Annotated in this window: 20 protein-coding genes; 12 read left to right on the top strand and 8 right to left on the bottom strand. The window is 46.9% G+C overall.

Annotated features, from left to right (window positions below):
- Nucleotides 1–38: 38 nt before the first annotated feature.
- The 6 genes from groL to V1467_RS01055 form a co-directional block, all read right to left on the bottom strand.
- Nucleotides 39–1685, bottom strand: a complete 1647-nt coding sequence (gene groL / locus V1467_RS01080) for a chaperonin GroEL (protein ID WP_416306963.1) — start codon at nt 1683–1685, stop codon at nt 39–41.
- A 52-nt stretch (nt 1686–1737) separates the two neighbouring features.
- On the bottom strand, nt 1738–2028 hold the full coding sequence (locus V1467_RS01075) for a co-chaperone GroES (protein ID WP_416306962.1): 291 nt from the start codon (nt 2026–2028) through the stop codon (nt 1738–1740).
- A 235-nt stretch (nt 2029–2263) separates the two neighbouring features.
- Complete coding sequence (locus V1467_RS01070) at nt 2264–2839, bottom strand: DUF502 domain-containing protein (RefSeq protein WP_416306961.1); 576 nt, start codon at nt 2837–2839, stop codon at nt 2264–2266.
- A 214-nt stretch (nt 2840–3053) separates the two neighbouring features.
- Entirely contained in the window at nt 3054–3329 is a 276-nt protein-coding gene (locus tag V1467_RS01065) for a peptidylprolyl isomerase (protein ID WP_416306960.1), read from the bottom strand.
- Nucleotides 3330–3358: 29 nt separating this feature from the next.
- Nucleotides 3359–3871: an FxsA family protein gene (locus tag V1467_RS01060; protein WP_416306959.1), complete on the bottom strand. Its 513-nt coding sequence runs from the start codon at nt 3869–3871 to the stop codon at nt 3359–3361.
- A gap of 73 nt (nt 3872–3944) precedes the next feature.
- Nucleotides 3945–5378 (bottom strand): PLP-dependent aminotransferase family protein, encoded by a 1434-nt coding sequence (locus V1467_RS01055; RefSeq protein WP_416306958.1) that lies wholly within the window; start codon nt 5376–5378, stop codon nt 3945–3947.
- A gap of 147 nt (nt 5379–5525) precedes the next feature.
- Between V1467_RS01055 and V1467_RS01050 the strand changes: the two genes are divergently transcribed.
- The 3 genes from V1467_RS01050 (at nt 5526) to V1467_RS01040 (ending at nt 8700) form a co-directional block, all read left to right on the top strand.
- Complete coding sequence (locus tag V1467_RS01050) at nt 5526–6443, top strand: TlpA family protein disulfide reductase (protein WP_416306957.1); 918 nt, start codon at nt 5526–5528, stop codon at nt 6441–6443.
- 106 nt (nt 6444–6549) lie between these two features.
- Nucleotides 6550–6870: a divalent-cation tolerance protein CutA gene (cutA, locus tag V1467_RS01045; protein WP_416306956.1), complete on the top strand. Its 321-nt coding sequence runs from the start codon at nt 6550–6552 to the stop codon at nt 6868–6870.
- Between the two features lie 24 nt (nt 6871–6894).
- Complete coding sequence (locus V1467_RS01040; protein ID WP_416306955.1) at nt 6895–8700, top strand: protein-disulfide reductase DsbD; 1806 nt, start codon at nt 6895–6897, stop codon at nt 8698–8700.
- A 384-nt stretch (nt 8701–9084) separates the two neighbouring features.
- Here V1467_RS01040 and V1467_RS01035 read toward each other — a convergent pair whose 3' ends face one another.
- On the bottom strand, nt 9085–10125 hold the full coding sequence (locus V1467_RS01035) for a LacI family DNA-binding transcriptional regulator (RefSeq protein ID WP_416306954.1): 1041 nt from the start codon (nt 10123–10125) through the stop codon (nt 9085–9087).
- 270 nt (nt 10126–10395) lie between these two features.
- On the opposite strand from V1467_RS01035, the gene V1467_RS01030 reads away from it, so the two are divergent.
- The 3 genes from V1467_RS01030 to V1467_RS01020 all read left to right on the top strand — a co-directional run bounded on the left by V1467_RS01030 (nt 10396) and on the right by V1467_RS01020 (nt 16722).
- Nucleotides 10396–13446 (top strand): TonB-dependent receptor, encoded by a 3051-nt coding sequence (locus V1467_RS01030; RefSeq protein WP_416308628.1) that lies wholly within the window; start codon nt 10396–10398, stop codon nt 13444–13446.
- A gap of 232 nt (nt 13447–13678) precedes the next feature.
- Entirely contained in the window at nt 13679–15211 is a 1533-nt protein-coding gene (locus tag V1467_RS01025; protein WP_416306953.1) for a tryptophan halogenase family protein, read from the top strand.
- Nucleotides 15211–16722 (top strand): tryptophan halogenase family protein, encoded by a 1512-nt coding sequence (locus tag V1467_RS01020; RefSeq protein ID WP_416306952.1) that lies wholly within the window; start codon nt 15211–15213, stop codon nt 16720–16722. Before V1467_RS01025 ends, V1467_RS01020 begins: the two co-directional genes overlap by 1 nt.
- 30 nt (nt 16723–16752) lie before the next feature.
- Here V1467_RS01020 and V1467_RS01015 read toward each other — a convergent pair whose 3' ends face one another.
- Nucleotides 16753–18252 carry a tryptophan halogenase family protein gene (locus tag V1467_RS01015; protein WP_416306951.1) on the bottom strand — a complete coding sequence of 500 codons (1500 nt, stop codon included), beginning with the start codon at nt 18250–18252 and terminating at the stop codon, nt 16753–16755.
- 178 nt (nt 18253–18430) lie between these two features.
- Between V1467_RS01015 and V1467_RS01010 the strand changes: the two genes are divergently transcribed.
- The 6 genes from V1467_RS01010 (at nt 18431) to V1467_RS00985 (ending at nt 26598) form a co-directional block, all read left to right on the top strand.
- Nucleotides 18431–19351, top strand: a complete 921-nt coding sequence (locus tag V1467_RS01010) for an SMP-30/gluconolactonase/LRE family protein (protein WP_416306950.1) — start codon at nt 18431–18433, stop codon at nt 19349–19351.
- A 140-nt stretch (nt 19352–19491) separates the two neighbouring features.
- Nucleotides 19492–22062: a family 20 glycosylhydrolase gene (locus V1467_RS01005; protein ID WP_416306949.1), complete on the top strand. Its 2571-nt coding sequence runs from the start codon at nt 19492–19494 to the stop codon at nt 22060–22062.
- A 132-nt stretch (nt 22063–22194) separates the two neighbouring features.
- Entirely contained in the window at nt 22195–23088 is an 894-nt protein-coding gene (gene nagK / locus V1467_RS01000) for an N-acetylglucosamine kinase (protein WP_416306948.1), read from the top strand.
- A 1-nt stretch (nt 23089) separates the two neighbouring features.
- Complete coding sequence (nagB-II, locus tag V1467_RS00995) at nt 23090–24088, top strand: glucosamine-6-phosphate deaminase NagB-II (protein WP_416306947.1); 999 nt, start codon at nt 23090–23092, stop codon at nt 24086–24088.
- 8 nt (nt 24089–24096) lie between these two features.
- Entirely contained in the window at nt 24097–25236 is a 1140-nt protein-coding gene (gene nagA, locus V1467_RS00990; protein WP_416306946.1) for an N-acetylglucosamine-6-phosphate deacetylase, read from the top strand.
- A 27-nt stretch (nt 25237–25263) separates the two neighbouring features.
- Nucleotides 25264–26598 carry a sugar MFS transporter gene (locus tag V1467_RS00985; protein WP_416306945.1) on the top strand — a complete coding sequence of 445 codons (1335 nt, stop codon included), beginning with the start codon at nt 25264–25266 and terminating at the stop codon, nt 26596–26598.
- Nucleotides 26599–26858 lie beyond the last annotated feature (260 nt).

The raw sequence follows: 26858 nt of genomic DNA, 5'->3' as shown, positions 1-26858 counted from the left end.
AATAACAACGCCGCCAAGGCTGATTTTAACCAGTGAAATTACATCATGCCGCCCATTCCACCCATACCACCCATGCCGCCCATATCAGGCATTGCAGGCGCATCATCTTTTGGTACGTCTGCAATCATGGCTTCGGTAGTAATCATCAGAGACGCAATAGAAGCGGCAAATTGTAATGCAGAACGGGTAACTTTGGTTGGATCCAGAATACCCATTTCCAGCATATCGCCGTACGTGTCATTACCCGCGTTGTAACCGTAGTTACCAGAGCCGTTTTTGACTTCGTTGGTGACAACAGAAGCTTCAGCACCGGCGTTTGCAGCGATTTGGCGCATTGGCGCTTCCATTGCACGTAAGGCTAACTTAATACCGTGAGTTTGGTCTTCGTTGTCGCCTTCCAAACCTTGCAGTTTAGACGCGGCACGTACCAGAGCAACACCACCACCAGCGACTACACCTTCTTCAACCGCTGCACGAGTAGCGTGCAATGCATCTTCTACGCGGGCTTTTTTCTCTTTCATTTCCACTTCGGTGGCAGCACCGACTTTGATTACCGCAACACCGCCGGCTAATTTAGCCAAACGCTCTTGCAGTTTTTCTTTGTCGTAATCAGAAGAAGATTCTTCGATTTGCGCGCGGATTTGGCCACAACGCGCTTCGATACTGTCTTGCTCGCCAGCGCCATCTACGATGGTAGTGTTATCTTTGTTGATAACAACACGTTTGGCAGTTCCCAAATCTTCCAGAGTGACTTTTTCCAGCTCCAGACCGATTTCTTCAGAAATCACCGTGCCGCCAGTTAACGTTGCGATATCTTGTAACATGGCTTTACGACGGTCACCAAAACCAGGCGCTTTAACCGCGGCAACTTTAACAATACCGCGCATGTTATTGACAACTAGTGTAGCTAAGGCTTCGCCTTCAACATCTTCAGCAATAATTAATAATGGCTTGGATGCTTTGGCAACGGCTTCCAGAGTCGGCAGCATGTCACGGATGTTAGCGATCTTTTTGTCAACTAACAGGATATAAGGGCTGTCCAGTTCTACCGTGCCGTTTTCCTGATTGTTCATAAAATAAGGAGACAGGTAACCACGGTCGAATTGCATACCTTCAACCACGTCCAGCTCGTTTTGCAACGCCTGACCTTCTTCTACTGTAATAACGCCTTCTTTACCGACTTTATCCATTGCATCGGCAATCAGTTGACCCACTTCGGCATCGGAGTTGGCAGAAATCGTACCTACCTGGGCAATGGCTTTAGAATCAGCGCAAGGAGAAGAAAGCTCTTTCAACTCGGCAACAGCAGCGATAACCGCTTTATCGATTCCGCGTTTCAGATCCATCGGGTTCATACCGGCCGCAACGGCTTTTAAACCTTCGCTTACGATGGCTTGAGCTAATACTGTTGCAGTTGTTGTTCCGTCACCGGCTTCATCATTGGCTTTGGAAGCAACTTCCTTAACCATTTGCGCGCCCATGTTTTCGAATTTGTCTTCCAGTTCAATTTCTTTTGCAACCGATACACCGTCTTTAGTGATGGTAGGTGCACCAAAAGATTTATCCAGAACAACGTTACGGCCTTTAGGGCCTAATGTGACTTTTACCGCATTAGCTAATACGTTAACGCCGGCTAACATTTTAGCGCGCGCGTCACTAGAAAAACGAACTTCTTTAGCTGACATAATTAATTTCCTCTTAAAATTCTGTTTTGATTATCTGTGAATGGCAGGGCTGTTATTCAACTACAGCCAAAATGTCGCTTTCGCTCAGGATAAGCACTTCTTCACCATCCAGCTTCTCGGTTTTAACGCCGTAGCCATCGTTGAAAATTACGATATCGCCAACTTTTACATCAAGGGCTTTCACTTCGCCGTTATCCAGCAAGCGACCATTGCCCACAGCTACCACAGCTCCACGGGTCGACTTTTCTGCCGCTGAACCAGTGAGTACGATACCGCCTGCAGATTTGGATTCCTGCTCTTGACGCTTAATAATTACACGATCATGTAAAGGACGGATTGCCATTTTCAAATCTCCTGAAAATTCCAGTAATGTCTAGTTAATAACCCCGCAAAGCGGGAATTTGATGGCGTGCTGACAATATTGCCGACACACCGAAAATGTATTCTGCAAGACCAAATGGGGGTGTTGTGGATGAACTCAAGGGGCAAAGATAAAATTTTTGTAAAAACTTTGTCTTTGCTGCCCAATCAAAACGAACAAAAAGCGGCTCTGACAACCGTTGATTATGATAGCTAAACTAGGACTCGGGTTTATCGGCTTTGGCTCCAGCAGTCAGTGCCAGCCGCATGGCTTCTTCAACGCCGATATCCAAAGGCGTTAACTTATCCCGATGCACATATACAGTGTGCCCGCCAATTTGATAACTTAAAGGAATATAAACCCCGATACGATCATCTTGCGGAAACAGTCTTTGGCCGGTTTTCTCACCTGTAATAAAGCCGATGACCCGCATCTCATTACCCACATCGACTGATACCACACTTTGCATATCGCTATCGCGGCTGAGATTAAACACTGTGATAATGTCCTGAATGGCACCATAAATTGACTTAACCAGCGGGATTTTTATCAGCACTTTATTACCCAGCCCAATCAGCCAGCGAATGCCATATAAGTTAATGACCAGACCAATCAGCAACAGCGAAACCAGTCCGGCCAGCAACCCCATCCCGGAAAAATAGTACTGCTCAGGTATAACGGGTTGAAGCACAGCCTCAAGGCTGGATACAAACCAATAGATAAAATAAATTGTTAGCCCCAATGGCAACACCGCCACCAAGCCTTTTAAAATTAACGTCAGCAATTTATTCATGCAGATTTATCCCCGATATTGATCACAACGCCTTTTTACAACAAAGCAACACAAACTAATAGGGGAACGGGAACAGGTTTTTATTTATTGCGGATAGTTTATGCTTTAACTGCCTATACTTCCGTTTACCCTGATCCTTCGACAGCTCATTCTTCGCGCTCAGGATGTACGGAACTATATGTATTGTGGCCGAAGGGTGAATAAATAAAGGGGGTTAGTTCCGATATAAAGTTTTGATCAGATGAAAACCGAACTGGGTTTTGATCGGGCCATGTACCTGCAATATGGGTTTCTTGAACACCACATTATCAAAGGCTTTTACCATCTGGCCGGGGCCGAATTCGCCCAAATCGCCGCCTTTTTTACCGGACGGGCAAAGTGAATGCTTTTTGGCCAGTTCGTGAAAGCTGGCTCCTTTATCAAGCTGTTTTTTAAGTTTCTCAGCTTCTGCTGAAGTTTTTACCAAGATATGGCAGGCACAGGCTTTCATTATCGGTTTCCGTTGTTCAGGTTACGGTGTCAGTCTGGTTTATTTAATTTATCGCGGCCAGAATCATCCTTGTTTTCGTATTCACCTTCAATAATATCGCCGTCCTGTTCCTGAGGCGGTTGCTGATAGCTGGAATGAAATTCGGCATGGAAACCCGATTGTTGCTGGCGGTGAATATTGTTAACCACCTGCATTTGCATGCGTTTTACAATAGCGCGGGCAATGGCGGGTCGGGTCATCGGCAGGCAGAGTAAAAATCCCATGGTATCGGTGATAAAACCGGGGGTCACCAGCATCACACCGGCAATTACCAGCAACAAACCTTCGGCCATTTCCTGGCCGGGCATCTGCCCACTCTGCATTTTTGTTTGCGCCTGAAACAAGGTCGCCAACCCCTGTTGCCGCACCAGATAGGAGCCGATTGCGGCAGTGATAATCACAATCGCCACGGTATTCCAGCCACCGATCTGTTCTCCCACATTAACCAGTAAAGCAATTTCTGCGATAGGCAGAATGGCAAATAAAATAAACAACTTTCCCAAAATAGGTATCCTGTATTGGTGGGACTTGCCTTGGTTATGGCATTGAAAAAATCAAACACAACCCGACAAATCGTTACAAAATGTTGATCAGCTTCTCAATTCCCGCCGGAATTGCTTGCTCGCTAATATGACCAAACCCTAACACTAGCAGTTTGTGGTTATAGTTACCTGTACTAAATTCTTTAGCACTATGCAGTTTGATCCCAACCTGTTTGGCCCTAACGACCATCTCTTTACTTGACCATTGGCTTTCCACAGCCAGCGCCACATGCACGCCGGCCAAAATCGGTAAGGGCCGCATTTTACTATTGGCATCCTTGTTTATACTGGCCAGGATAGTCTCGTAGCGCTGTCGATAAATACGCCGCATTTTACGGATATGGCGTAATAGCTCCCCCTGAACAATAAATTGGGCCAGAGCCTCCTGAGTTACCACCGGATTATGCCAGTCAGTTTGTTGTTTAGCCGCGATTAATGCCGACATGGCCCAGCGCGGCGCGACAACAAAGCCACACCGTATATCCGGCAACATGCATTTGGAAAAAGTTCCGACATAAAACACGCTATTATGGCGATCATGAGTTTGCAATGCGTCGATCGGCGGACCACCAAGGCGAAATTCGCTGTCATAATCATCTTCGATAATCACCATATTATGACGTGCAGCCAACGCCAATAACTGCGCCCGTCGGGCGGCGGACATTGCCACACCGGTTGGGAACTGGTGTGACGGGGTAACGTAAATAATATTCACCGATGAGGGAATTTCCGACACCAAAATCCCCTCTTCATCCACAGCAATATCCAGGATCTGCGCACCGGCTGCCAGGAATGCCATCCGTGCCATCGGGTAGCCGGGATTTTCCATGGCGACACGGGTTTGACCACTTTTAACCAAAATTCGCGCGATTAAGTCAAAAGCTTGCTGAGCACCTGTGGTAATCAGTATTTGCCCGGCATCACAGGCAACTGCGCGGGAATGGGACACAAACCCGCCAATGGCATCTCTTAAACTAGGCTGCCCCTGCGGATCAGGTACAGGCAAATTGCCTTTAGACTGTAATCGCATCTGGCGATTAACTTGTCGTTGCCAACCACCGAAAGGAAACTCACTCAGTTCCGGACTACCAACAGAAAAATCCCATTGACAATTTTGCTCGTGCTCGACCACAAATAACGGTGGGTTGCTCCAATAGCGGTTAACACGCGGATCGTTGTTCTGCGCCGCTTTGCTCCTCACTGCAGGCCGCGCTACTGTGGCAACAAATGTCCCGGCTCCGAGTTGACTATGCAAATAGCCTTCGCTGACCAACATATCGTACACGCCAATCACGGTGTTACGTGATATCCCTAAACTCGCCGCCAGTTTGCGACTGGCCGGCATACGTATCCCGGCTTTTAATCTGCCGTCCATTATGGCTGTTGATAATTGGCGATGCAGTGAACTGAGCAGTTGACCACGGTGTAAATCTGTCAGATCCAGTTCAAGTTCAAAAATTGGTTCCATAAAAATATTAATAATTGGCACTTTAACCAAACCAATTTAACTTCCACACTGGTGTTTGGCAACAGCTGCCGAAGATGAAATGTCGCATTGGCTTATACTGGGCATTATCATCTTGTTGGTGTGAATCCCTTTATTTTAGGAATCAATATGAAACGGGTTATTTTGTCTTTACTACTAATACTGCTTGCTCCTTGCTCGCAGGCGGACGGATTTGATATACACAAAACACAAGTAACGTTAATGGACTCCAGCCCACAAACACTGGCAGAGTTCGCCCAGGGCAAACCACTCTATTTAAAATTCTGGGCCAGTTGGTGTCAGCCCTGTATGCAACAAATGCCTCATTTCCAGCACGTTCAGGAGCAATACGGCGATAAAATTCAGGTTCTGTCGATTAACCTGGATATGAACGAGACCCGCGAAGCGATCCAGCACGTTATCAAGCAGTTTTCCTTGACTATGCCTATCGCTCTGGACAGTGACGATTCATTAGCAACCTCGCTCAACTTTATGGGCACGCCTTATCATGTCCTGATCAATAAAGATGGCGAGGTGGTTCACAAAGGACACGAAGCAGATGCCAAACTGGATCGCAAAATCGAATTGTTGGCTGCCGGATCTATCAGTGAATTACCGGTTATTTCGTTAACCGATCAACAAGGCAATCATGCTCCTATTATGCTTAACAGCGACCAACCGTTGCTATTATTTTTTACTGCCACCTGGTGTGACTGGTATCTGGAAAAAACCCGGCCCGAAATGTCGAAAGCCTGTATTGCCGCCCAGCAAACAATTAATCAATTATACGCTGACGACCCGAATATCCCGATACAGGGCGTAGTGAGTCATCTATGGACCGAGGAAAAGGATTTAGCTGAATATGTTGATAAATACCACATCCAGCACCCGGTGGCGGTGGATCATTCCGGCGATCTGTTCTTTTCCTTCGGTGTTAAGCAGGTGCCCGCTATGGTGGTGATAAAAAACGGCAAACAGATATTTACCACACATCAACTTGAAAATATTGACAAGTTAAAGCTGCAATTGGCCGATTATTTACTCTAAATTAAGACAATTAACCGATATCTATACCTGTTTATCAGCAGCAAGATGGTAATAACAGGAACAAAAATGGTACAACGACGAAATGAATTGATGTTGGAGCGGGTCAATGGAGACTGAGTTTTGTATTGTACTATGCACTTGTCCACAGAAGAGCATTGCTGAACAAATCGCTCATGCTGCCGTCAGCCAGGAGTTGGCGGCTTGCGTAAGTATTATTGACAAAGTTGAGTCAGTTTATTTATGGCAAGGAGAAGTCCAGCAAGACAATGAAGTTCAGCTGATTTTTAAAACTAAACGGCAACTGACAGATGACTTATTTAAGCTAGTCATCAGCTTTCATCCTTATGATGTGCCGGAGTGGCTCATACTGGATGTGGCCAGCGGCAGTGAAGCGTATCTGAACTGGGTGCGCGATTCGTTAAAATAACTAAATTAAGAGACTTTCCCCGCTATGACCTTGTTACGACTGTTTTTAACCTCCTTGCTATTGATTTGTTCTGTCAGTCAGGCACAAATTTCTGACCCATTGCAGGATATGTTTAGCGAAGAGCCGCAATTTTTGCCTGTCGATCAGGCGTTTGCATTCGAGTTCGTCCAAAAAGGCGATCAGCTAACCCTGAGCTGGCAAATTGCCGAGGGTTATTATCTGTATAAAAAACAGTTCAAGACTGTGGTCAAGGACGCCCAGCTCGGTGAACCCGTTTTCCCGAAAGGTAAAGAACACGAAGATGAATTTTTTGGCGTCTCCGAGGTGTTTTATCAGCAGGTGGATATTCAATACCCAATTATCGAATCAATGCAGGATGGCGTAGTCAAAATCCGTTATCAAGGCTGTGCTGATGCGGGCTTGTGCTATCCCCCGACCACTCAGGTGGTTTATTTACAAAAGGTCGATGCCACTAATCAGGCCTCGACAGATCCCGCACTGACAACCCAAACCACTGTTAGCCAAGAAAGTCCGGCATCTGCACAGTCGCAGCAGTTTGATCTGGCCGATCAACTCACTCGTGGCGACAACCTCGCCTACACCCTGTTATTGTTTTTAGGCTTGGGAGTTTTATTGGCCTTCACGCCTTGCGTATTCCCCATGTACCCGATTTTGTCCGCGATTGTTTTGGGCCAAGGCAAGCAAATTAGCTCGACCAAAGCTTTCAGCCTGAGTTTTATTTATGTGCAGGGTATGGCACTAACCTATTCGGTATTGGGTTTGATCGTTGCCTCTGCCGGAGTGCAATTTCAGGCAGCGTTGCAGCATCCGGCGATATTAGTCACGCTGATTGTTATTTTTGTCCTGCTGGCCTTGGTGATGTTCGGTACCTGGGAATTACAACTCCCTTCAAAGTGGCAGGAAAAACTGAATAACCTGAGCAACAAACAAACTGCCGGTAGTGTGGTGGGCGTGTTTATTATGGGCGCGATTTCCGGATTGGTTGCCTCACCCTGCACCACCGCTCCACTCACAGGTATTCTGCTGTTTGTGGCGCAAAGTGGTGATTTGTTGTTAGGTTTTGCCGCGCTCTATGTTTTAAGTCTGGGAATGGGAATTCCACTTATTTTATTTGCCCTGACCAGTGGCAAACTGCTACCTAAAGCCGGTAACTGGATGAATGTAGTCAAGGTTACATTTGGTTTTATGATGCTGTCGGTGGCAATACTGTTTGTAGAGCGCATGGTCACCAATATCTGGACCGATTTGGCCTGGTCTTTACTCGGCCTGGCATTGTTCAGCTATTGGCAAGTAATGAACCAAAGCAGTGAGCAAACTCTAATGAAAGGCTTGCGCACACTGGTGATCTTTTTAGGTTTGTTTAGCAGCGCGCTTTACGGTTACCACAGCTTGTTTCCACAAACTGCACAACCAACCGGGCAGGAAACAACCGTTCAGCATGATGTGAGTTTTACGCGTGTTAAGGATCTGCAAGATTTTCAAACCAAACTGGCGGCAGCCAATGCCGAGGGCAAATCGGTGATGGTGGATTTGTATGCCGACTGGTGCGTGGCTTGTAAAGAATTCGAGAAATATACCTTTCCCAAACCGGTAGTCAAAAAAGCGTTGGAAAATACCGTATTGATGCAAATTGATTTAACCGATAACACCGCGGTGAATCTGGATTTTCAGGATCATTTCCAGGTTTTGGGTTTGCCCACTATTTTGTTTTTTGATACCAAAGGCAATGAAATCAGCAGCGGGCGCATTACCGGCTTTATGCAACCAGAGCCTTTTGCCAGGCATATTAATGCGATATTGGCGGAATAAAATCTCTCGCCAAAACGCAGGGTTAGCCAAATAAATGATCGAAAAGTGGTTTTGTGTCCGTCACTTTTGTCATTCCGGTGGTCTTTTAGGCCGGGATCCCGTTGTTTTTATTACGACCAAGTTGCGGGTAATCTGACTGATTTAATTATCCGATTCCCCTGAGCATGAGGTACGAATAGTCGAAGGGGTGAACCGATTATTCTGTCCTTCGACAGCTCGTACCTCGCGCTCAGGATGAACGGTTTTACCTTCGCGTCTCTGCGGCTTGGCGATAGTACTGTTTTTTGTCTTTTAGCTCGCAGCTCGAAGCCCGCCACTCCTCGCTCTATTTTTATTCTTGGTAGTCAACTTATTTTTAATTTGGTCACCAAAAACAAAAATAGATCAGCTTTCTGCCACTCGCTGGGTGGATTCCCTGACCACCAGTTGCGGCTGGAAGTGTTGATGAGCAATGCTTCCAACGTGTCCTTTGCCGCTGCGCTGGGCAATGATGTGTGAAATCAGTGAGGCCGAGGCTTTACGGGCAATCACATTAGTTGGCTGGGCGGCAGTGGTCAGTTTAGGCCAGGTTTGACGCGAGAAGGGGCTATCCTCGAATCCGGCAATGGATAATTGTTCAGGGACTGAAATGCCCATCAACCGGGCCGCAAAAAGCGCTCCTGCGGCAATTTCATCGTTACAGGAAAATATTGCTGTCGGCGGATCATCCAGCCCTAGTAAATATTGGGCCCCTTCCACCCCGGTTTTAAATGAATATTGCCCTTCAAACACGTACTCGGGGTGCAATTCGATCTGATGTTTCTGTAGCGCCGCGATATAACCGTTATGCCGCTCATCAGTTGAACGGTGATCTTTGTCACCACTGATAAAGGCAATCTTCTGGTGGCCCAGATTAATTAAATGCTCGGTAATTTCGTAAGCGGCTTCATGGTCATGAATAAATACGCAGGGTGAGTTTTCATTTTCTTCGCAGGAACCGGAAATAATCCGTACAAAGTTCACATCCATCTGTTCCAGAGCATCCAGCACAGCCGGCATTTCCGATAAAGGTGGTGAAATAATTAATCCCGCCAGTTGGGAACGAATAACCATCATGCGAATCTCTTCAACAATATTCTCACTTGCGGCATTGCAGGGGTGAATAATCAACTCATAACCTTTCTCGCGGCATTCGCCTAAAATGCCGTTTTGCATGTCAATAACGTAATAGGCATTGGGATTATCGTAAACATAACCTAACGCATAAGAACGTGTTCCGGCCAAATTCCGGGCCGCATGATTAGGCTGATAATTCAGCGATGCGATAGCTTCTGATACTTTTTTTAAGGTATCCGGGCGAACGGAGCCTTCCTGGTTTATCACCCGGGACACCGTTTTTATTGATACGCCAGCCAGCTCTGCCACATCTTTGATGGTTGATTTCATATTGTTTCATTCCAAATTCAATAGCGACATTGGTAACACAAGGTGGTATTTGATTACCAGCAAGAATTATTCGCTAGCTGATTTCCAGCACAAAAATAAATGTTATTTTTTTGTAATTAACATTTGCGTTCTCAAAAACCCTGTTGTAAATTTAATCAATAATGACAACGCTGTCATATTTATTTTATAAAAATAGGCTAGCGCTTGTCATTTTTAAAGACGCCAAATGACAGCGCTGTCAAAAATAAAAAAGAGGACTCAACAGTGAACATGACCCAAACCAAACTCAACAAAGTATCACAGAGTATCAAGCTTGCTCTGTGTATAGGTACGGCCAGCACCGCCGCCCTATTTCCCGCCGCAGTTAGCGCACAGGAAGAAGCTGGTGCTAAAGATGTAGAAGTGATTCAAATCAGTGGTATTCGTGGTAGTACACAAGCCAGCATCAACGCAAAACGTTTTGCTTCTTCGCAACTGGACGGTATTGCCGCTGAAGATATCGGTAAATTACCTGACGTGACCATTGCCGATTCATTGCAACGTATTTCCGGTGTACAAATCGAACGTACGGCGGGTGAAGGTGGTCCGGTACAAATTCGTGGCCTACCTCAAATTGATACCACCATGAACGGTGAAGTATTCTTAAGCGCTACGACTATTGATTCATCCGGTGCTGACTTTGGCGATTTGCCATCGCAGTTGTTCTCCGGGGTGGACGTGTACAAATCTGCCGAAGCCAAATATAGCGCTGCAGGTATTTCCGGTGCCATTGATTTAAAAACTCGCCGTCCTTTTGATATGGAAGAAGGCTATACCTTCTCCGGCGGTGTCGAAGTGACTCAGGGCTCTATCAGTAAAGAAACCGACCCGACAATAAACGGTTTAATCAGCTACAACGATGGCAAGTTCGGTATCTTGTTTGCTGCGGTTAAAACCGATGTGACACTGGCAACCGATTATAACGGTTACTTCGATACCTCTGAAAACGGTGGTATCGGTGCAGCTAACAACAACCACACCTGGGGACCCAACTCGCGCGGTGAAGAGACACACCACGTTGTACCTCAAGGCTTTGCAGCCTTTAACAAAGAAGAAGAGCGCGAACGTAATGCCTTCCAGTTATCTGCCCAAGCCGATTTGGGTGAAGGCTTTACCTTAACTGCGGACTACTTCTATACCGACCAAAATCGTTTTAATAATCGCCGCGGTTTCTCACAAAATAACCGTTGGTACACTTTTAACGAATATGCCTACCCGACTGCAGATGGCTGGACCGGTGACTCATTCACCGATGCCAACGGCGCCGAATGGGGTGGTGTTAATGCCTTTTATATGACGCCTTGGCGGATGCAATCCTTTACCCAGGTGAATGTCAACGAAGAAAAATCACATAATTTTAATCTGCAGCTCGACTATGACAACGGTGGTGCATTGACCGGTCAGGTACGTATGACCCGCGCTAAAGCCACCGCTACCATGCGTCACGGCTACGGTGAAGGCGATATGTTAAGTATCGATCAGGGAACACTGGTAACCGGCCCTGGTCAGTTCGCCCAACCTGAATATTGTACCCATGGCGAAGATGTTGTCGGTGATGCTGGAGGTTGTTATGCCCAGTTTGCGCCAGGCGGTATCCAGGATGACGCCTTTATCCTGTCTTATGATGCTTCTGGTGAACATCCGGTATTTAGCGGCTTTGACCAAATGGTTAATGGCGGTAAAGGCGTGCGCAGCGTTGCCGATTATATGGCCGATCTGGATTCATATCATATTGGTGCCTTCTCGTCTGAAGGCAATACCGATGACGAAGGGCGCATTAATACCTTCAGTACCCGTTGGAACTATCGACTGGAAGACAACGCGTTTATCACTAGTATTGATTTTGGTGTGCGCACCTTAGAGCGTGAAGTGGATCATGATCAGTTCAGCTATACCTCCACCTTTGGTGATGGTTGTGATATTGCCCAGTGGAAAGCAGTCGATCAGTACTACACCACCGAAACTTGTGAAGGCAATCCTGCTGCGGGTGAATATCTGACTGAAGATGTCGGTGACCTCACTGCTGGTACTTGGGTACCTTATACCTTGTTACCTCCTACGCGTCTGGATCAGCACACTACTGTGTCCTGGCAGACCGATTTTGGTGGCGTCAAAGGGATTCCAGGTGTCTGGTCAATCGATCCGGAAAATTTCCGTGACCCTCGCCAATGGCATTTAGATACTTTTGGCAATGTACAACGCACTGAAAATGGCGGTGCCACTTATGATGTATCAACCGAAGAACTGAACTACTTCTTGCAAGCTAATTTCGAAGTGGGTGATTTCAGCGGTAACTTTGGTATGAAAGTTATCGAAACCGACTTGTATGTTAAACAAAATCTAGTCGGTGTTAACCTGCCTCACAGTGGCTTGGGTCCGGATACTGGCGATGTAGTTACAGAACGCAGCTATACCGATTATCTGCCTTCACTTAACGTTGCATACAATGCCAGTGAAGATATCATCCTTCGTGCTGCCTATTCGAAAAATATGCAAGCACTGGATCTGGCTAGCTGGGGTGGTGGTAAAACCGTTGGTATGACAATTAACGGCGAGTGTGACTGTTTACGTGTGGTCAACGGTACCTTGTCTGGTAACCCGGGATTAAACCCTTGGCGTTCTGAGAATATCTCATTGTCCGCCGAATGGTATGCTGGCGAAGCTTCCATGGCCTACGTGGCAACATACAATATTGATATCGAAAGTTTTGCAACCAGCGGAACCGTGATGATCGATGAGCCGGATCCAGATGGCATCCGTCGTGGTCCATGGCCTTTCACTACTCAGGTGCAAGGCGAAGGTGGCAGTGTTAAAGGTTTTGAATTGGGTGCCAAGATCGCATTCAGTGATTTCCTGGATAACAGCATCCTGGATAACTTTGGTCTGGATACCAACTACACCTACAGTGACAGTTCTCAGGAAGGCAAAGATGTGTTTGGCAAAGACTTACCTTTCGTCGGTATGTCCAAAGACACTTACAACTTTGTGGTCTGGTATGAACAAGAATCCTTCTCAGCCCGTTTGGCCTGGAACTCTCGTAGTCCGCGCTTAATCACTACGGGAACCGTTGATGCAGTAGGTGGTCAGTCATTGTATCAGGATGATTATTCACAACTGGATCTCAGTGCAACTTACCATGTAAACGACAATATCAGTGTTTATGTGAACGGCTCTAACATCCTAGAAGAATATCAGCAGACTTATCTGGAATTCCCGGATCAGAAAGCCTTCCAGAATGAATATGAAGCACGCTGGACCATTGGTACCCGCGTTACCTTCTGATAACCGAGTTGTTGTCTCGTTAAGCTCCGCTTAACACCTAGAAAACCCGCCACATGGATTTGTGGCGGGTTTTATTTTCTAACTTAACCTGAATCCATACATCGAACTCAGGTTAACTTGCGAAAATAACCATCAGTGTCTTTTGTTGAGCACAGGTTGCAGTCAAGGACACTTATGGTTATTTTTGAGCCACCGGACAAGTCTGTGGTTTATTTCTAATAAGCGGTAATAAATGTCGGTATCTACTAAAAAAATTCAATCCATTGTCATTGTCGGCGGAGGCACCGCAGGCTGGATGACAGCGGCGGCATTAAGTCAACATTTCCAGAATATGCCTGTCGAGATTACGCTGGTGGAATCGTCACAATTGGGCACTATCGGTGTGGGGGAAGCGACTATTCCCACGCTTAGAAGGTTTTATCGCAAATTGGGCCTAAGCGATATCGATGTTATCCGTGCCACCAATGCCACCTGTAAGCTCGGGATAGAATTCCAGGACTGGCACTCAAAAGGCAGTTCCTTTATTCATCCTTTTGGTTTATTTGGCCAACCCTCCAATAACACGCCTTTTCATCATTATTGGCTTAAGTCACGTCAAATGGGCGATAACACTGAGCTGGAAGATTATTCATTGGGTATTAATCTGGCTAAACACAACAAGTTTTGCCTGCCAGCTCCCAAACCAGACTCACCATTGATGATTTTTGACTGGGCGCTGCATTTTGATGCAGGTCTGTTTGCTGCATTAATGAAAAAATGCGCCACCGACAACCAGATAACGGCTATCGATGCGAAAATTACCGATGTGCAACTGGATTCTGACAGTGGTGATATTCAATCACTCAAATTGGACAATGGCCAAACCCTGCAAGGTGATCTGTTTATTGACTGCTCGGGCTTTAAAGGTCTGCTGATTGAGCAAAGTCTGCAAACCGGTTTTGAAGACTGGAGCCAGTGGCTGGTGTGCGATAGAGCAGTGGCGGTACAAAGTGAATCCGTGAATGATCCTATTCCGCGCACTATTTCAAAAGCCCATCGCGCCGGCTGGCAATGGCGCATCCCGCTGCAAACCCGCACCGGTAATGGTCATGTGTTTTGCAGTCAGTATATCAGCACCGATGAAGCCACCCGGACATTGCTGGACAACGTCGAAGGTAAAACACTGCATGAACCACGCAGTTTCTCTTTTACCCCGGGTAGACGTAAGCTGGCCTGGAATAAAAACTGTATTGCCGTTGGGCTGGCAAGCGGCTTTTTAGAGCCATTAGAAAGTACCAGTATTGCGCTGGTGGAAACGGCTATCGATAAGATCATCCTGTCGTTTGACTCGCCTGAATACAACCAACAAAAAATAGACCGCTTTAATGAGGTTACCCAACTGGAGTACGAGCGGGTACGGGATTTTATTATTCTGCATTACAAGGCCAATCAGCGCACTGACAGCCCAATGTGGCAATATTGCCGCGAAATGGAGGTGCCTGACAAGCTGGCCGAAAAAATGCGCTTGTTTAAAAGCAAAGGGGATATTATCCGTTATCCTTGGGAAATTTTTGGTGCTGACAGCTGGCTGGCTATTTTTAGCGGACTGGGTTATCTACCTGATCATTACGATCCTGCTGTTGACAATATGCCGCTGGACTATATGCAAAACAGTCTGAATCAGATGCGTGATCACATTAAGCGAACTGTCGATGCTGTCCCCGAACACGTGGAATTTCTGCGCCGTTTTGCCGGATACAAAAAGCCAACTACGATGGATTCATAATGCAATCTGATGCTATTAAACACTTTGTGATTATCGGTGGCGGTACTGCTGGTTGGCTGGCTGCTGCCACACTGGCCAATATTTTTAAACAGACCGAAGTCCAAATTACCCTGATTGAATCCGACACTATCGGCATAGTGGGCGTTGGGGAGGCGACAATTCCGCCTTTATTAGACTCCATTCGTGCCTTGGGCATAGATGAAGCCGAGTTTATCAAAGCGACCCAGGCAACATTTAAATGGGGAATTAAATTCGAAGACTGGTACCAAACCGGACAATCCTATTTCCATCCTTTCGGTAGTTTAGGCAAAAGGATTGACGGCCATGAATTTTATCAGTGCTGGTTGAAATCTCGCGCTGAAGGCGATCCTACGCCCCTCATGGCACACTCACCGGAGGCGGTACTGGCGGAACACAATCGTTTTTTCCTACCCTTTAAAGCCATCAACACCCCTCTGGCATCGGCCCGATACGCACTGCACCTGGACTCCACTTTAGTGGGACAATATCTGCGCCAGTTTTCAGAAAATTTAGGTGTTACACGTATTGAAGGATTGGTAGAAAAGGTAATAAAAACAGCGGGTGGCGATATTGCCAGTGTCAGATTGCAAAGTGGGCAAGTCGTTAACGGTGATTTCTTTATTGACTGCAGTGGCTTTAGAGGCTTGCTGATTGAAGAGTCACTGCAAAGCGGCTATGACGACTGGTCTGGATATTTGCCCTGCAACCGTGCGGTAACAGTCCAGACTGACAACGTCGGTGAGCCATCTCCCTACACCGTGGCAACAGCCAAAGACGCAGGCTGGACTTGGCGTATCCCTCTGCAACATCGTACTGGTAATGGCTATGTATTTTGCGATAAATATTGTAGCGATGATCAGGCGATAAACACCTTGCTCGGCAGTATTGAAGGCGAACCGCTCAACACGCCCCGAGTGATCCCTTTTGTAACCGGTATGCGCAAACACCCCTGGAAAAATAATTGCCTGGCGCTGGGGCTGGCGCAAGGCTTTCTGGAACCACTAGAGTCCACCGCCATTCATCTGGTTTCCAAAACATTGGCGTTATTTGTACGGCTATTTCCGGATCGCCATTGCAATGAGTTACTGCGCAATGAGTTTAATCGCCGGGTACAAGCTGATTACGAGGAAATCCGTGATTTTCTGATATTGCATTATTGCACTACACAACGAAACGATACTGATTTTTGGCAATACTGCCGCAATATGACGATTCCGGACAGTCTGCAACAAAAACTGGATCTTTTTAAAGTAGCGGGCGGTTTAATCCCGGCCGATGAAGCCTTATTTCAACCCACTAGCTGGTACGCTGTTTATACCGGAATGGGGATAATTCCAGATAGTTATAATCCGACGGTGGACGCCCTACACTACCCAACATTAAAACGCTCTCTGGATAGTGGTCGACAGGCTATATTCAATATTGTTCAGCAACAACCTCACCATCAGGCATTTATCGACCAATATTGTCGGGCAATGAAACCCGGATAAAGCTGTTAAATATTGCCACCCAGAACCAGATTAACTCGCCGGACAGTGTTGCTGAATAAAGGCCTGGTGAGGCATTGCCTGCGTTGCTGCACTGTTGATGGAATCGCGCATTTGTTGCAATTTCTGTCTGACCAGATTGATATCCACTACCGCAGCACGGGGATCAAAACGTACCGGTTTTCGGCCAAAACCGTGATACATGGTTAACCAACTGGCCTGCTCAAAGGATTCATGATCGTACATCACCACATGCCCTCGGCTCTGGTATAACTCGATTTTGTGCTGCAGACTGTCAGGAACCGTCATATTGCGACAATGTCGCCAAAACGCCGAATCATCCCTTTGACTCAATTTGTAGTGCAGAATGATAAAATCCCGAATTCGCTCAACTTCCAGATTATGCAGACGATTGACTTCGGCAATATCATGGGGATTAAACGATTGATCAGGGAAAAACGACAGTAGCTTGGCAATCGCAGTCTGGATCAATGAAATACTGGTGGATTCCAGCGGCTCTATAAATCCGCTAGCCAAGCCTAGAGCAAAACAGTTCTTGTTCCAGATTTGCTTACGTCGCCCCGGGGTAAAGCGAATTTCCCGCGGAGTATTGACTGTTTTACCTTCAATACTATCCAGCAACGTTTTTTGAGCCTGTTCAACATCTTCAAACTGACTACTGAAAATATGCCCGTTACCGGTGCGATGTTGCAGTGGAATACGCCACTGCCAACCGGCACGCTCGGCAATAGTTCGGGTAAAAGGAACTGGCTCCCCCACCCGCTCCGTCTGCACTGCCATGGCGGTATCGCAAAGTAACCACTCACTCCATTTCTCGTAGCCGGTTTTTAGTGTTTCTTCAATAAGGAGACCCTTAAAGCCCGAGCAATCAATAAATAACTCCCCGTCAATTTGACGGCCATCATCCAGCGTCACTGAACGAATAAAACCGCTACCTTGATGCTGACTAACCTGGCTGATTTTGGCATCGATATGTGTCACGCCTTGTTCTAGTGCAACATCACGCAAAAAGTTGGCATAGAGACCCGCATCAAAATGATAGGCGTAAGAATAATCCGCCAGAGGGGTGGGCGGATTAGGGTGGGGCTGGGCGAAACGTCGCCCTTTGGCTAACGCGCAGGAGAAACTATAATCCGCCAGCTCTACTTTATCGCCTGCCGCGATCAGACGGTGCAGATATTGATGGAATTCGACATTATCAATCTTGACGCCATAATCCGAAAACGGATGGAAAAAGTGATGGTTTGGCTGGCGCCAGTGCTCAAACTGAATACCCAATTTAAAAGTTGCCTGGGTCGCTTTAATAAACTCGATTTCATCAATGCCCAAATTGCGATTGAAATCGACAATATTCGGTATGGTAGCCTCACCCACTCCTACCGTGCCCATCTGACTGGATTCAATCAGCGTTATCGCCAGCTGGCCTTTACCATAGCGGGCTAAACTGGCCGCTGCCATCCAGCCGGCGGTTCCGCCACCGACGATCACTATCTTGTTAACAGGTGTAGACATAAACACCACTCGATGCTGTAGGTTTCCGCACTTTGACAAAACCACAAATCATAATAAAACCATTGATTTAGAATGTCCTATTTGGGCGTATTAAACAATATGTTGCAAATGATTATACTCTTGCTAACATAAATGACAACGCTGTCATTTGCCAACCCAACACTTCCGGATTAATTACATGAAAATCAAACTGTTCTCTCGTCTTTTCTTGTTTGCTTTTGGCTTGATGCCAGTAACATTCAGTTATGCTGACACAACTAAACTGCAAGCGCAGGCTTTTACTAAGGACGGTTTATTTACCAAAGGTATTGAAGGACCGGCAGTAGATGGTGATGGACGCTTATATGCGGTTAATTTTGCCAAACAAGGCACCATCGGCATCATTGATGATAAAGGCCAAGCCAGCCATTTTATCGATTTGCCAGAGGGTAGCACGGGTAACGGCATCCGTTTTGGGCAGGATGGCAGCATGTTTGTTGCCGATTATACCGGGCATAATATTCTGCGTATTGATCCCCAATCCAAAGCCGTCGATATCTATGCGCACGATGACCGGATGAATCAGCCTAATGATATTGCCATTACCGCCAGCGGAGTGATTTATGCCAGCGATCCTGACTGGAAAAATAATAGCGGGCAGCTGTGGATGGTTAAAGCGGATCGCAAATTAGTTAGACTGGAAGCCGATATGGGTACCACCAACGGCATTGAAGTCAGCAGCGACGAAAAACATCTGTACGTCAATGAAAGCGCGCAACGCAATATCTGGATTTACGATATATTGCCCAACAATCAACTCGCCAATAAGCGTCTGTTCTATCAGTTTGAAGACCACGGCATGGACGGCATGCGTTGTGATCAGCAGGGTAATTTGTATGTGGCTCGTTACGGAGCAGGTAATGTGACTGTTTTGTCTCCACAGGGTGAAATCATTAAAGAAATCACTCTTACTGGCAAGTTTCCGACTAACGTCGCTTTTGGTGGCCCGCAAGGCAAAACACTGTTTATTACCTTGCAACAAAAGCAGTCGATTGACACGGTGGAACTGGATATCGCAGGGCGCAGCCGCGGATTGATATCCGAATTACCAGCTAAATAATGAACAAAAATGTTGCAATTAGGTAAACTGTTGATAACATAAATGACAGCGCTGTCATTTATGTTATTTAAACAAAATTCCATTTATACATCACACAGCGTGGTGAAATTAAAAAATACAACGATAAGAGAGACTGTTAAATGAAATCCCTGTTGCTAGCCACACTGAGCCTGACCTGTTTATTAAGCGGATGCGAACAATCCGTGCAACCAGCCACCCTAACTCAGGCACAACTTAATAATCTGGCTGACAAACTGGATTTAACCGTCGAAGTACAAAGCAATATCAATGTATCTGACTGCCCTGATGCCGATAACGATCAGTGTTACCTGGCTCAGTTCAATCTGACTTTTCCTGATAATGTCGACACCAACAACTGGACCATCTATTTCAGCCAGACCTCCCCTATCCAGTGGGATGGTAGTGACCAGTTCGATATTCAACATATCAATGGCGACTTACATATTATCAAGCCGGTTAGCCAGTCTTTCGTTGCCGGACAGACTTACACTATTCCGTTTAAAGGCCCTAACTGGCGAACTGCAGAGTCTGATTTTACGCCGAATTATTTTGTCGTCGCTGACGGATTAGCACCACGTGTTATCCAGTCTACGGTAGAAATAAAGACTGAGGATCGACAGCTGGCGCATATGCCACATGTGCTGCCTTTTACATCGGAAAAACAAACCCAACGTGGTTTAAAAGACAACACTCCGCTTGCAACACCTGAATATTTATACGACAAGCATCAACAAATGAACGCGGCAGCATCACTGGAACAACAAATCCCGCGGGTCATTCCCAAACTCCAGCAGGCAGACTGGCAAACCCAAAGTGTTAGCCTGGCAGAGGGCCTGAATATCAGCGAAACAAACCAGCAGCGCTTTGCCGCCGCGATGGATTTGCTTGAAGGTCAAGGTGTATCCCTGTCGGATAGCGGATTAGCTGTTGAGCTTGATCAGGTAGCGTCATCAGAACTGGGTGAACAAGGTTACCAGTTAGCCATAGAGCCGGAAAAAATTCGGATTAGTGCCAATAACGATGCCGGTTTGTTTTATGGCCTGATGTCGTTGGCACAGATGGTTAACCAGCCTGAGCAGCAATTGAAGGTGGGCAAGGTAACTGACGTACCTCGTTATGATTTCCGCGGCCTGCACCTGGATATTTCACGTAACTTTCACAGTAAGGCGCTGATTCTGAAGTTGTTGAATCAGATGGCCATCTACAAAATCAACAAGCTGCATTTACATATGGCTGATGATGAAGGCTGGCGACTGGAGATTCCCGGTCTACCCGAACTGACCGATATTGGTGCATATCGCTGTTTTGATCTAACCGAACAACATTGCTTGCAACCACAACTGGGCAGTGGGTCGAATAAAGACACGCCCGTAAACGGCTATCTGACCACCCATGACTACGTTGATATTCTGCAATACGCGCACGCGCGCCAAATTGAAGTGATTCCGGCGATAGATATGCCAGGACATTCCCGCGCGGCTGTCAAAGCCATGCAAGCACGTTACAACAAGTTCAAACAAAGTGAGCAAACCGAACAAGCCGAACAATATCTACTGTCGGATCTGAATGATAAAAGCCAGTACAGTTCTATCCAGCACTATAATGACAACACACTCAACCCCTGTATTCCGTCCACTTATCGGTTTATTGAAAAAGTCATCGATGAAGTGGCTAAAATGCACCAGCAGGCGGGTGTACCCATGCGCCGTTACCATATCGGGGCGGATGAAACCGCAGGGGCCTGGAATGACTCACCAGCATGTGCCAAGTTAATCGCTGAAAATGATGAACTGGAATCAACTGATCAGCTTACTCCTTATTTTATCGCCCAGGTGGCCAAGATGGTCACCGACAAAGGACTGGTCGCCGGCGCCTGGAGTGACGGCTTGGCTCATGTCAAACAGGACAAGTTACCCGCCAAAATGCAGGCTAATATCTGGGATGCGTTATTCTGGCAAGGACATAATCGTGCCCACGAATTCGCTAACCGCCACTGGGATACCATACTATCCCTGCCGGACATGCTGTATTTTGATTTCCCTTACCAGAAAGATCCCCAGGAACCTGGATATTACTGGGGCTCACGCTATACCGACAGTTTCCAGGTATTTGAATTTATGCCGGAAAACTTGCCCGCTCATGCCGAGATCTGGCCAGACAATATGGGCAATCCCTACACCGCTACCGATTCCACCCCACGCGATAAAGGATTGTCATTTACCGGTATGCAGGCTCAATTCTGGAGTGAAACCATTCGAGCCGACAGCGCCGTCGAATATATGTTGTTTCCCCGTTTAATAGCCTTTGCCGAGCGCGCCTGGCATCAAGCTGATTGGGCGGTTGCCTATCAGCCAGGTCAGAATTATTCCACTGATAGCGACACCTTTAGCCAGCAGGCAAAAACACAACAACTCGAAGACTGGGCCGGATTTAGCCATGCCATGACCCGATTTGCCTTGCCTGAGTTGGCCAGAAACAAGGTACTTTTTCGGCTTCCAACCCCGGGTATAAAAGAAGTAGAGGGTTTGTTACATGCTAACAGCTATTTTCCGGGGTTAACCATTCAGTACAGGCAGGCTGGCGGTGAATGGCAGGACTACGTTAAACCACTACCGGCACAAGCATCTCTGCAATTCAGAACAGCATTGCCAGAATTGTCTTATCACAGCCGTCATATAGGAATAAAATAATTATACAAATTACATATAAATGTAATAATAAATTTAATGACAGCGCTGTCATCATGCTGTTAAAATAACCGGCAGCGCAAATTCTGAACACCTTATTGTCGTTCAGTGACTACAACATCCAGGAGTAACAAGGTGAGTTCGCAAGAACAATATTTTATTGGTATTGATGGTGGCGGCACCAAGTGCAAGGCACGACTGCAAAATAGTCGGGGTGACTTGCTGGGTGAAGGCATTGCCGGCCCTGCCAACCCGCTGCGGGGAATCAGTCAGGCAGAAAGTGCCATCGTTGATGCGGCTGAGCAAGCACTTACCAACTCAAATTTGCCCCTATCATTACTGGGTTCGTTGTATGCCGGCATTGGACTGGCCGGTGTCAATTTGCCAGGTTTTAACGCGCAAATGCAAAAGTGGCAGCACCCGTTTAAAGCCATGCATCTGACAACCGATTTACATATTGCCTGTTTAGGCGCGCACAATGGTGAAGATGGCGCGATCATCATTACCGGTACCGGTTCTTCTGGTGCGTCGGTGGTCAATCAGCAATACTTTGAAATCGGCGGACACGGATTCTGCGTTGGTGATAAAGGCAGTGGTGCATGGCTGGGCCTGATGGCGATTAATCAGTCTCTGGAAGCGCTGGATGGCGTTGCCTCCTACTATCCTTTAGTGGATCAGGTATTAAGCTTTTTAAAGGTGACCAACGCACATGAAATGGTTGAATTGTTGGTGGGCAAAACACCTGCGTTCTTTGCCCAGCTTTCACCGGTTGTAATGCAGGCGGCCAATGCCCAGGATCCGATGGCACTGAAGATTGTTGAAGAGGGTGCCGCATACCTGAGCAATATGGCCAGACGCCTGCTCAGCAATGCGCCGCCACGCTTGTCGATGATAGGCGGCCTGGCAGAATATATATCCAAATGGCTGGATGAAGATGTCAAACAACATATTCAACCACCCAAACATTTACCTGAGATCGGGGCATTGTTACTTGCCCGGACCTTAACTCAAACAGTGAGAGAAGCATAAAATGTCAACCAGTATTATGGCCAAAGAAGCCGCTGAAGCCCCCTCTATTATTGCCAATCAATTAGTTGGTAATCTGGATCTTTGTGTGGATTTAGGTCAGCAAATTCGTGATTTTGATCCTGCCTATGTCTATATGGTTGGTCGTGGGTCTTCTGATCACGCGGGTGTGTTTGCTAAATACCTGATTGAAATCGAAGCCAATTTACCGGTTTGTGCTGCGGCACCTTCAGTCAACAGTGTATATGGTCAAACCCTGAAATTGGATAAAGCACTGGTTATTGTGATTTCGCAATCCGGTCGTAGCCCGGATATTCTGGCTCAAACTCGCGCAGCAAAAGCCTCAGGGGCTTTTTGTGTCGCTCTGGTGAATGATCAAACTTCACCACTGGCAGAAATTGTCGATTTTGTATTGCCACTGCGTGCCAATGAAGAAAAGGCGGTAGCGGCCACCAAAAGCTATCTGGCCACTTTAAGCGCCATATTACAGATGGTGGCGTGCTGGAAACAGGATGAAAAACTGCTGACTGCGCTGAACGATTTACCCGCACAAATGCAGCAAGCCGCAGAGGATGCCACCCAGTTAACCACAGAATTTGTCGCGCCACTCAAACATTGCGTGGTATTAGGACGGGGTTTTGGTTATGCCATTTCCCGCGAAATTGCGCTCAAACTCAAAGAAGTATGCAGTGTCCATGCTGAAGCTTTTAGTAGCGCCGAATTTTTACACGGTCCTGTTACTCTGGTGGAGAAAAAATTGGCCATTGTCGATATCTCGGTGCAAGATGAGTCCTACGCCTCTCATTGCGAGCAGATTGCCGAAGTCAAACGTCGCGGTGCAACTATTTGTAGTTTGACCCACAACGATAAAAGCATGCATCCTCGTGTAGCGGCGTTAGCCATTTTACAGCGCTTCTACCTGGATATTGAAAAAATTGCGGTCGAAATGGGTCTGGACCCGGATAGTCCTGTTGGCCTTAAAAAAGTCACACAAACAGTTTAGGGACAGCCATGCCAATCACTTACATTGCAGAAACATTATTTGACGGCCACGACATGCTGAGCGACATCGCTCTCACCGTTGATGATGGTAAAATTACTGCGATAACGCCAGCAACTAACAACCAGCCGGGTATCGTATTGCCGGGACTGGTTAGCGCCGGATTTATCGATGTGCAAGTTAATGGTGGCGGTGGCGTACTGTTTAACCAGTCTCCCACCGTTGATGCCCTGAAAACCATGGTTAAAGGCCATGCCATCTATGGCACAACGGCCATGCTGCCAACCTTGATTACCGATCAGTTAGCCGTTATTCAACAAGCTGCCGATGCGATGGCAGAAGCCATCCGTCAGCAAACTCCGGGAATTATCGGGATCCATTTCGAAGGCCCTCATTTAAGTGAACCTAAGCGCGGGATCCATTCAACCGATTTCATCCGTCCGATTAGTGACAAGGAACTGGCACAATACTGTCGGCAGGATTTAGGCAAAGTGATTGTAACGGTTGCACCAGAAAATGTGCCGGCCGATATCATTGCCGATATGGTTAAACAGGGTGTGCATGTGTGTCTGGGGCATTCCAATGCAACAGCAGATGTGGTTGAGCAAGCATTGCAGGCCGGGGCCAGCGGTTTTACCCATTTGTATAACGCCATGTCGCCACTTACCAGCCGTGAACCCGGCATGGTGGGTGTGGCATTAAATGATGCCCGCAGCTATTGCGGGCTCATTGTTGACCACCATCATGTCCACACCACCAGTTGCCAACTGGCGATAAAAGCCAAAGGCTGGCAAAAAATCATGCTGGTAACCGACGCGATGGCACATGTAGGTTCGGATATCAGCTCATTGCCTTATCTGGATACCGAAATTATTCGTACCGGTGATAAGCTCTCCCTACCCAACGGTACGCTGGCCGGCTCTGCACTGGATATGGCCACGGCAGTTCGCAATACCCATCAGGATCTAGGTATTTCGCTGGCTGACAGTTTAAATATGGCGTCGATGACACCGGCAACGTACCTTGGTATGCAAGATAGTTTAGGTAAACTGGCCGTCGGTTATGCCGCCGATTTTGTTGTGCTCGATACACAGCAAAAAGTGAAATCTACCTGGATTCAGGGCAAGAAAGTATTTGATAGCACGCAATAAAAGTTAATAACAATTAAGGAACTGGCTATGCAAACAACCGCTGTACAACCCAACCAAGCTAGGCATAATTTTGTGCCGATCGCGTTAATCGGTTTACTGTTTTTTATTTTCGGGTTTATCACCTGGCTTAACGGTGCACTCATTCCGTTCCTGCAGATTGTGTGTGATTTATCACAAACTGAAGCATTGCTGATTGCCAGCTCCTTTTATATTGCCTACACCGTTATGGCATTACCTATGGCCTGGATACTGGAACGCACCGGCTACAAGAATTCGATCTCGATTGGCCTGGTTATGGTGGCGGCCGGCTTTTTGCTGTTTATTCCCGCCGCCGAAACCCATTCGTTCCTGCTATTTTTGCTTGCCCAGTTTGTGGTAGGTACCAGCCTGACTTTGTTGCAAACCGCAGCGAATCCTTACATCGTGAAAATCGGTCCGCAAGAAACCGCCGCCGTGCGCATTTTTATTATGGGTTTACTTAACAAAGGCGCCGGCGTACTGGCCCCGCTATTCTTCGCTGCTCTGGTAGTCGGAGATTTACAACATGTCACTATGGCGTCAATCAATGCGTTGCCCGAAGCAGAAAGACTGGCGCAAATCGACGAACTCGCCAACGGTTTAGTTATCCCTTATATCTGTGGCGCTGTGGTTTGGCTACTCGCCGCTGCTTTTATTAAAAAATCCAGTTTGCCGGAACTGGAGCTGGAACATGATGTTTCTGAAGATACCGGCACTGAATTAGCCGCAGACAAAAGTTCGGTTTTACAATTCCCCCATCTGATTTTAGGTGCGGTAACCATATTCCTGTATGTAGGTGTTGAAGTCATCGCCGGTGACACCATTGGACTGTTTGGTTCACAATTGGGTGTCGCTAACGCCACCACCCTGACCTCTTTTACTATGGGCTTTATGCTGTTTGGTTATGCATTGGGATTGGTGTTGATACCACGTCTGTTAAGCCAACAAACAGCGCTGCTCTGGTCTGCTGCCTTGGGTGTGGTGATTTCGCTGCTAATTGTGGTATCAGATCCGGCATCAACCATAGTGTCGGAAGCCTTGTGGGGCTGGTCCGGTATGCAAGTATTGCCCGATTTAGTTACCTTTGTCGCCATGTTCGGTTTTGCCAACGCTGTGGTTTGGCCTGCAGTATGGCCGTTGGCCCTGGATGGCCTAGGTAAACTGACCCCTAAAGGTTCTGCTTTACTGATTATGGGTATTTCCGGTGGTGCGATTATGCCAATTCTGTTCGGGGTGTTATCCGACCATTTTGGCGGTCAACACGGTTACCTGATGATGATCCCCTGTTATCTGTTTATCCTGTTTTATGCCGCCAAAGGACATAAGATTAAAAACTGGCGTTAAATCTTGAGTCAGTGTGTAGATAGTTGACGCCCGCTACTGGCTCCCTGCTCAAAACCATGCAGGGATGACAATCAAAACTATAGGTTATGAAGTTCGCGAATCTTGGCTATGTCTTTCTCCGCGAACTTTGTCTCCCTATGGTAAATATTGTCTTCCAGCTCGAATCTCTCAACCTCGTCGCAATATTTTACTTTTAAAGTCATATTTATCTGGCAACTCAATGTTTTTACAGGTAATTTAAACCTCTAGATAAAGATTGA

The sequence above is a fragment of the Neptunicella plasticusilytica genome (genome assembly GCF_047922965.1).
Lineage (GTDB): Bacteria > Pseudomonadota > Gammaproteobacteria > Enterobacterales > Alteromonadaceae > Neptunicella > Neptunicella plasticusilytica.
Note: the sequence above shows the minus strand (reverse complement) of the source record. Positions and strands in the feature narration are given on the sequence as shown.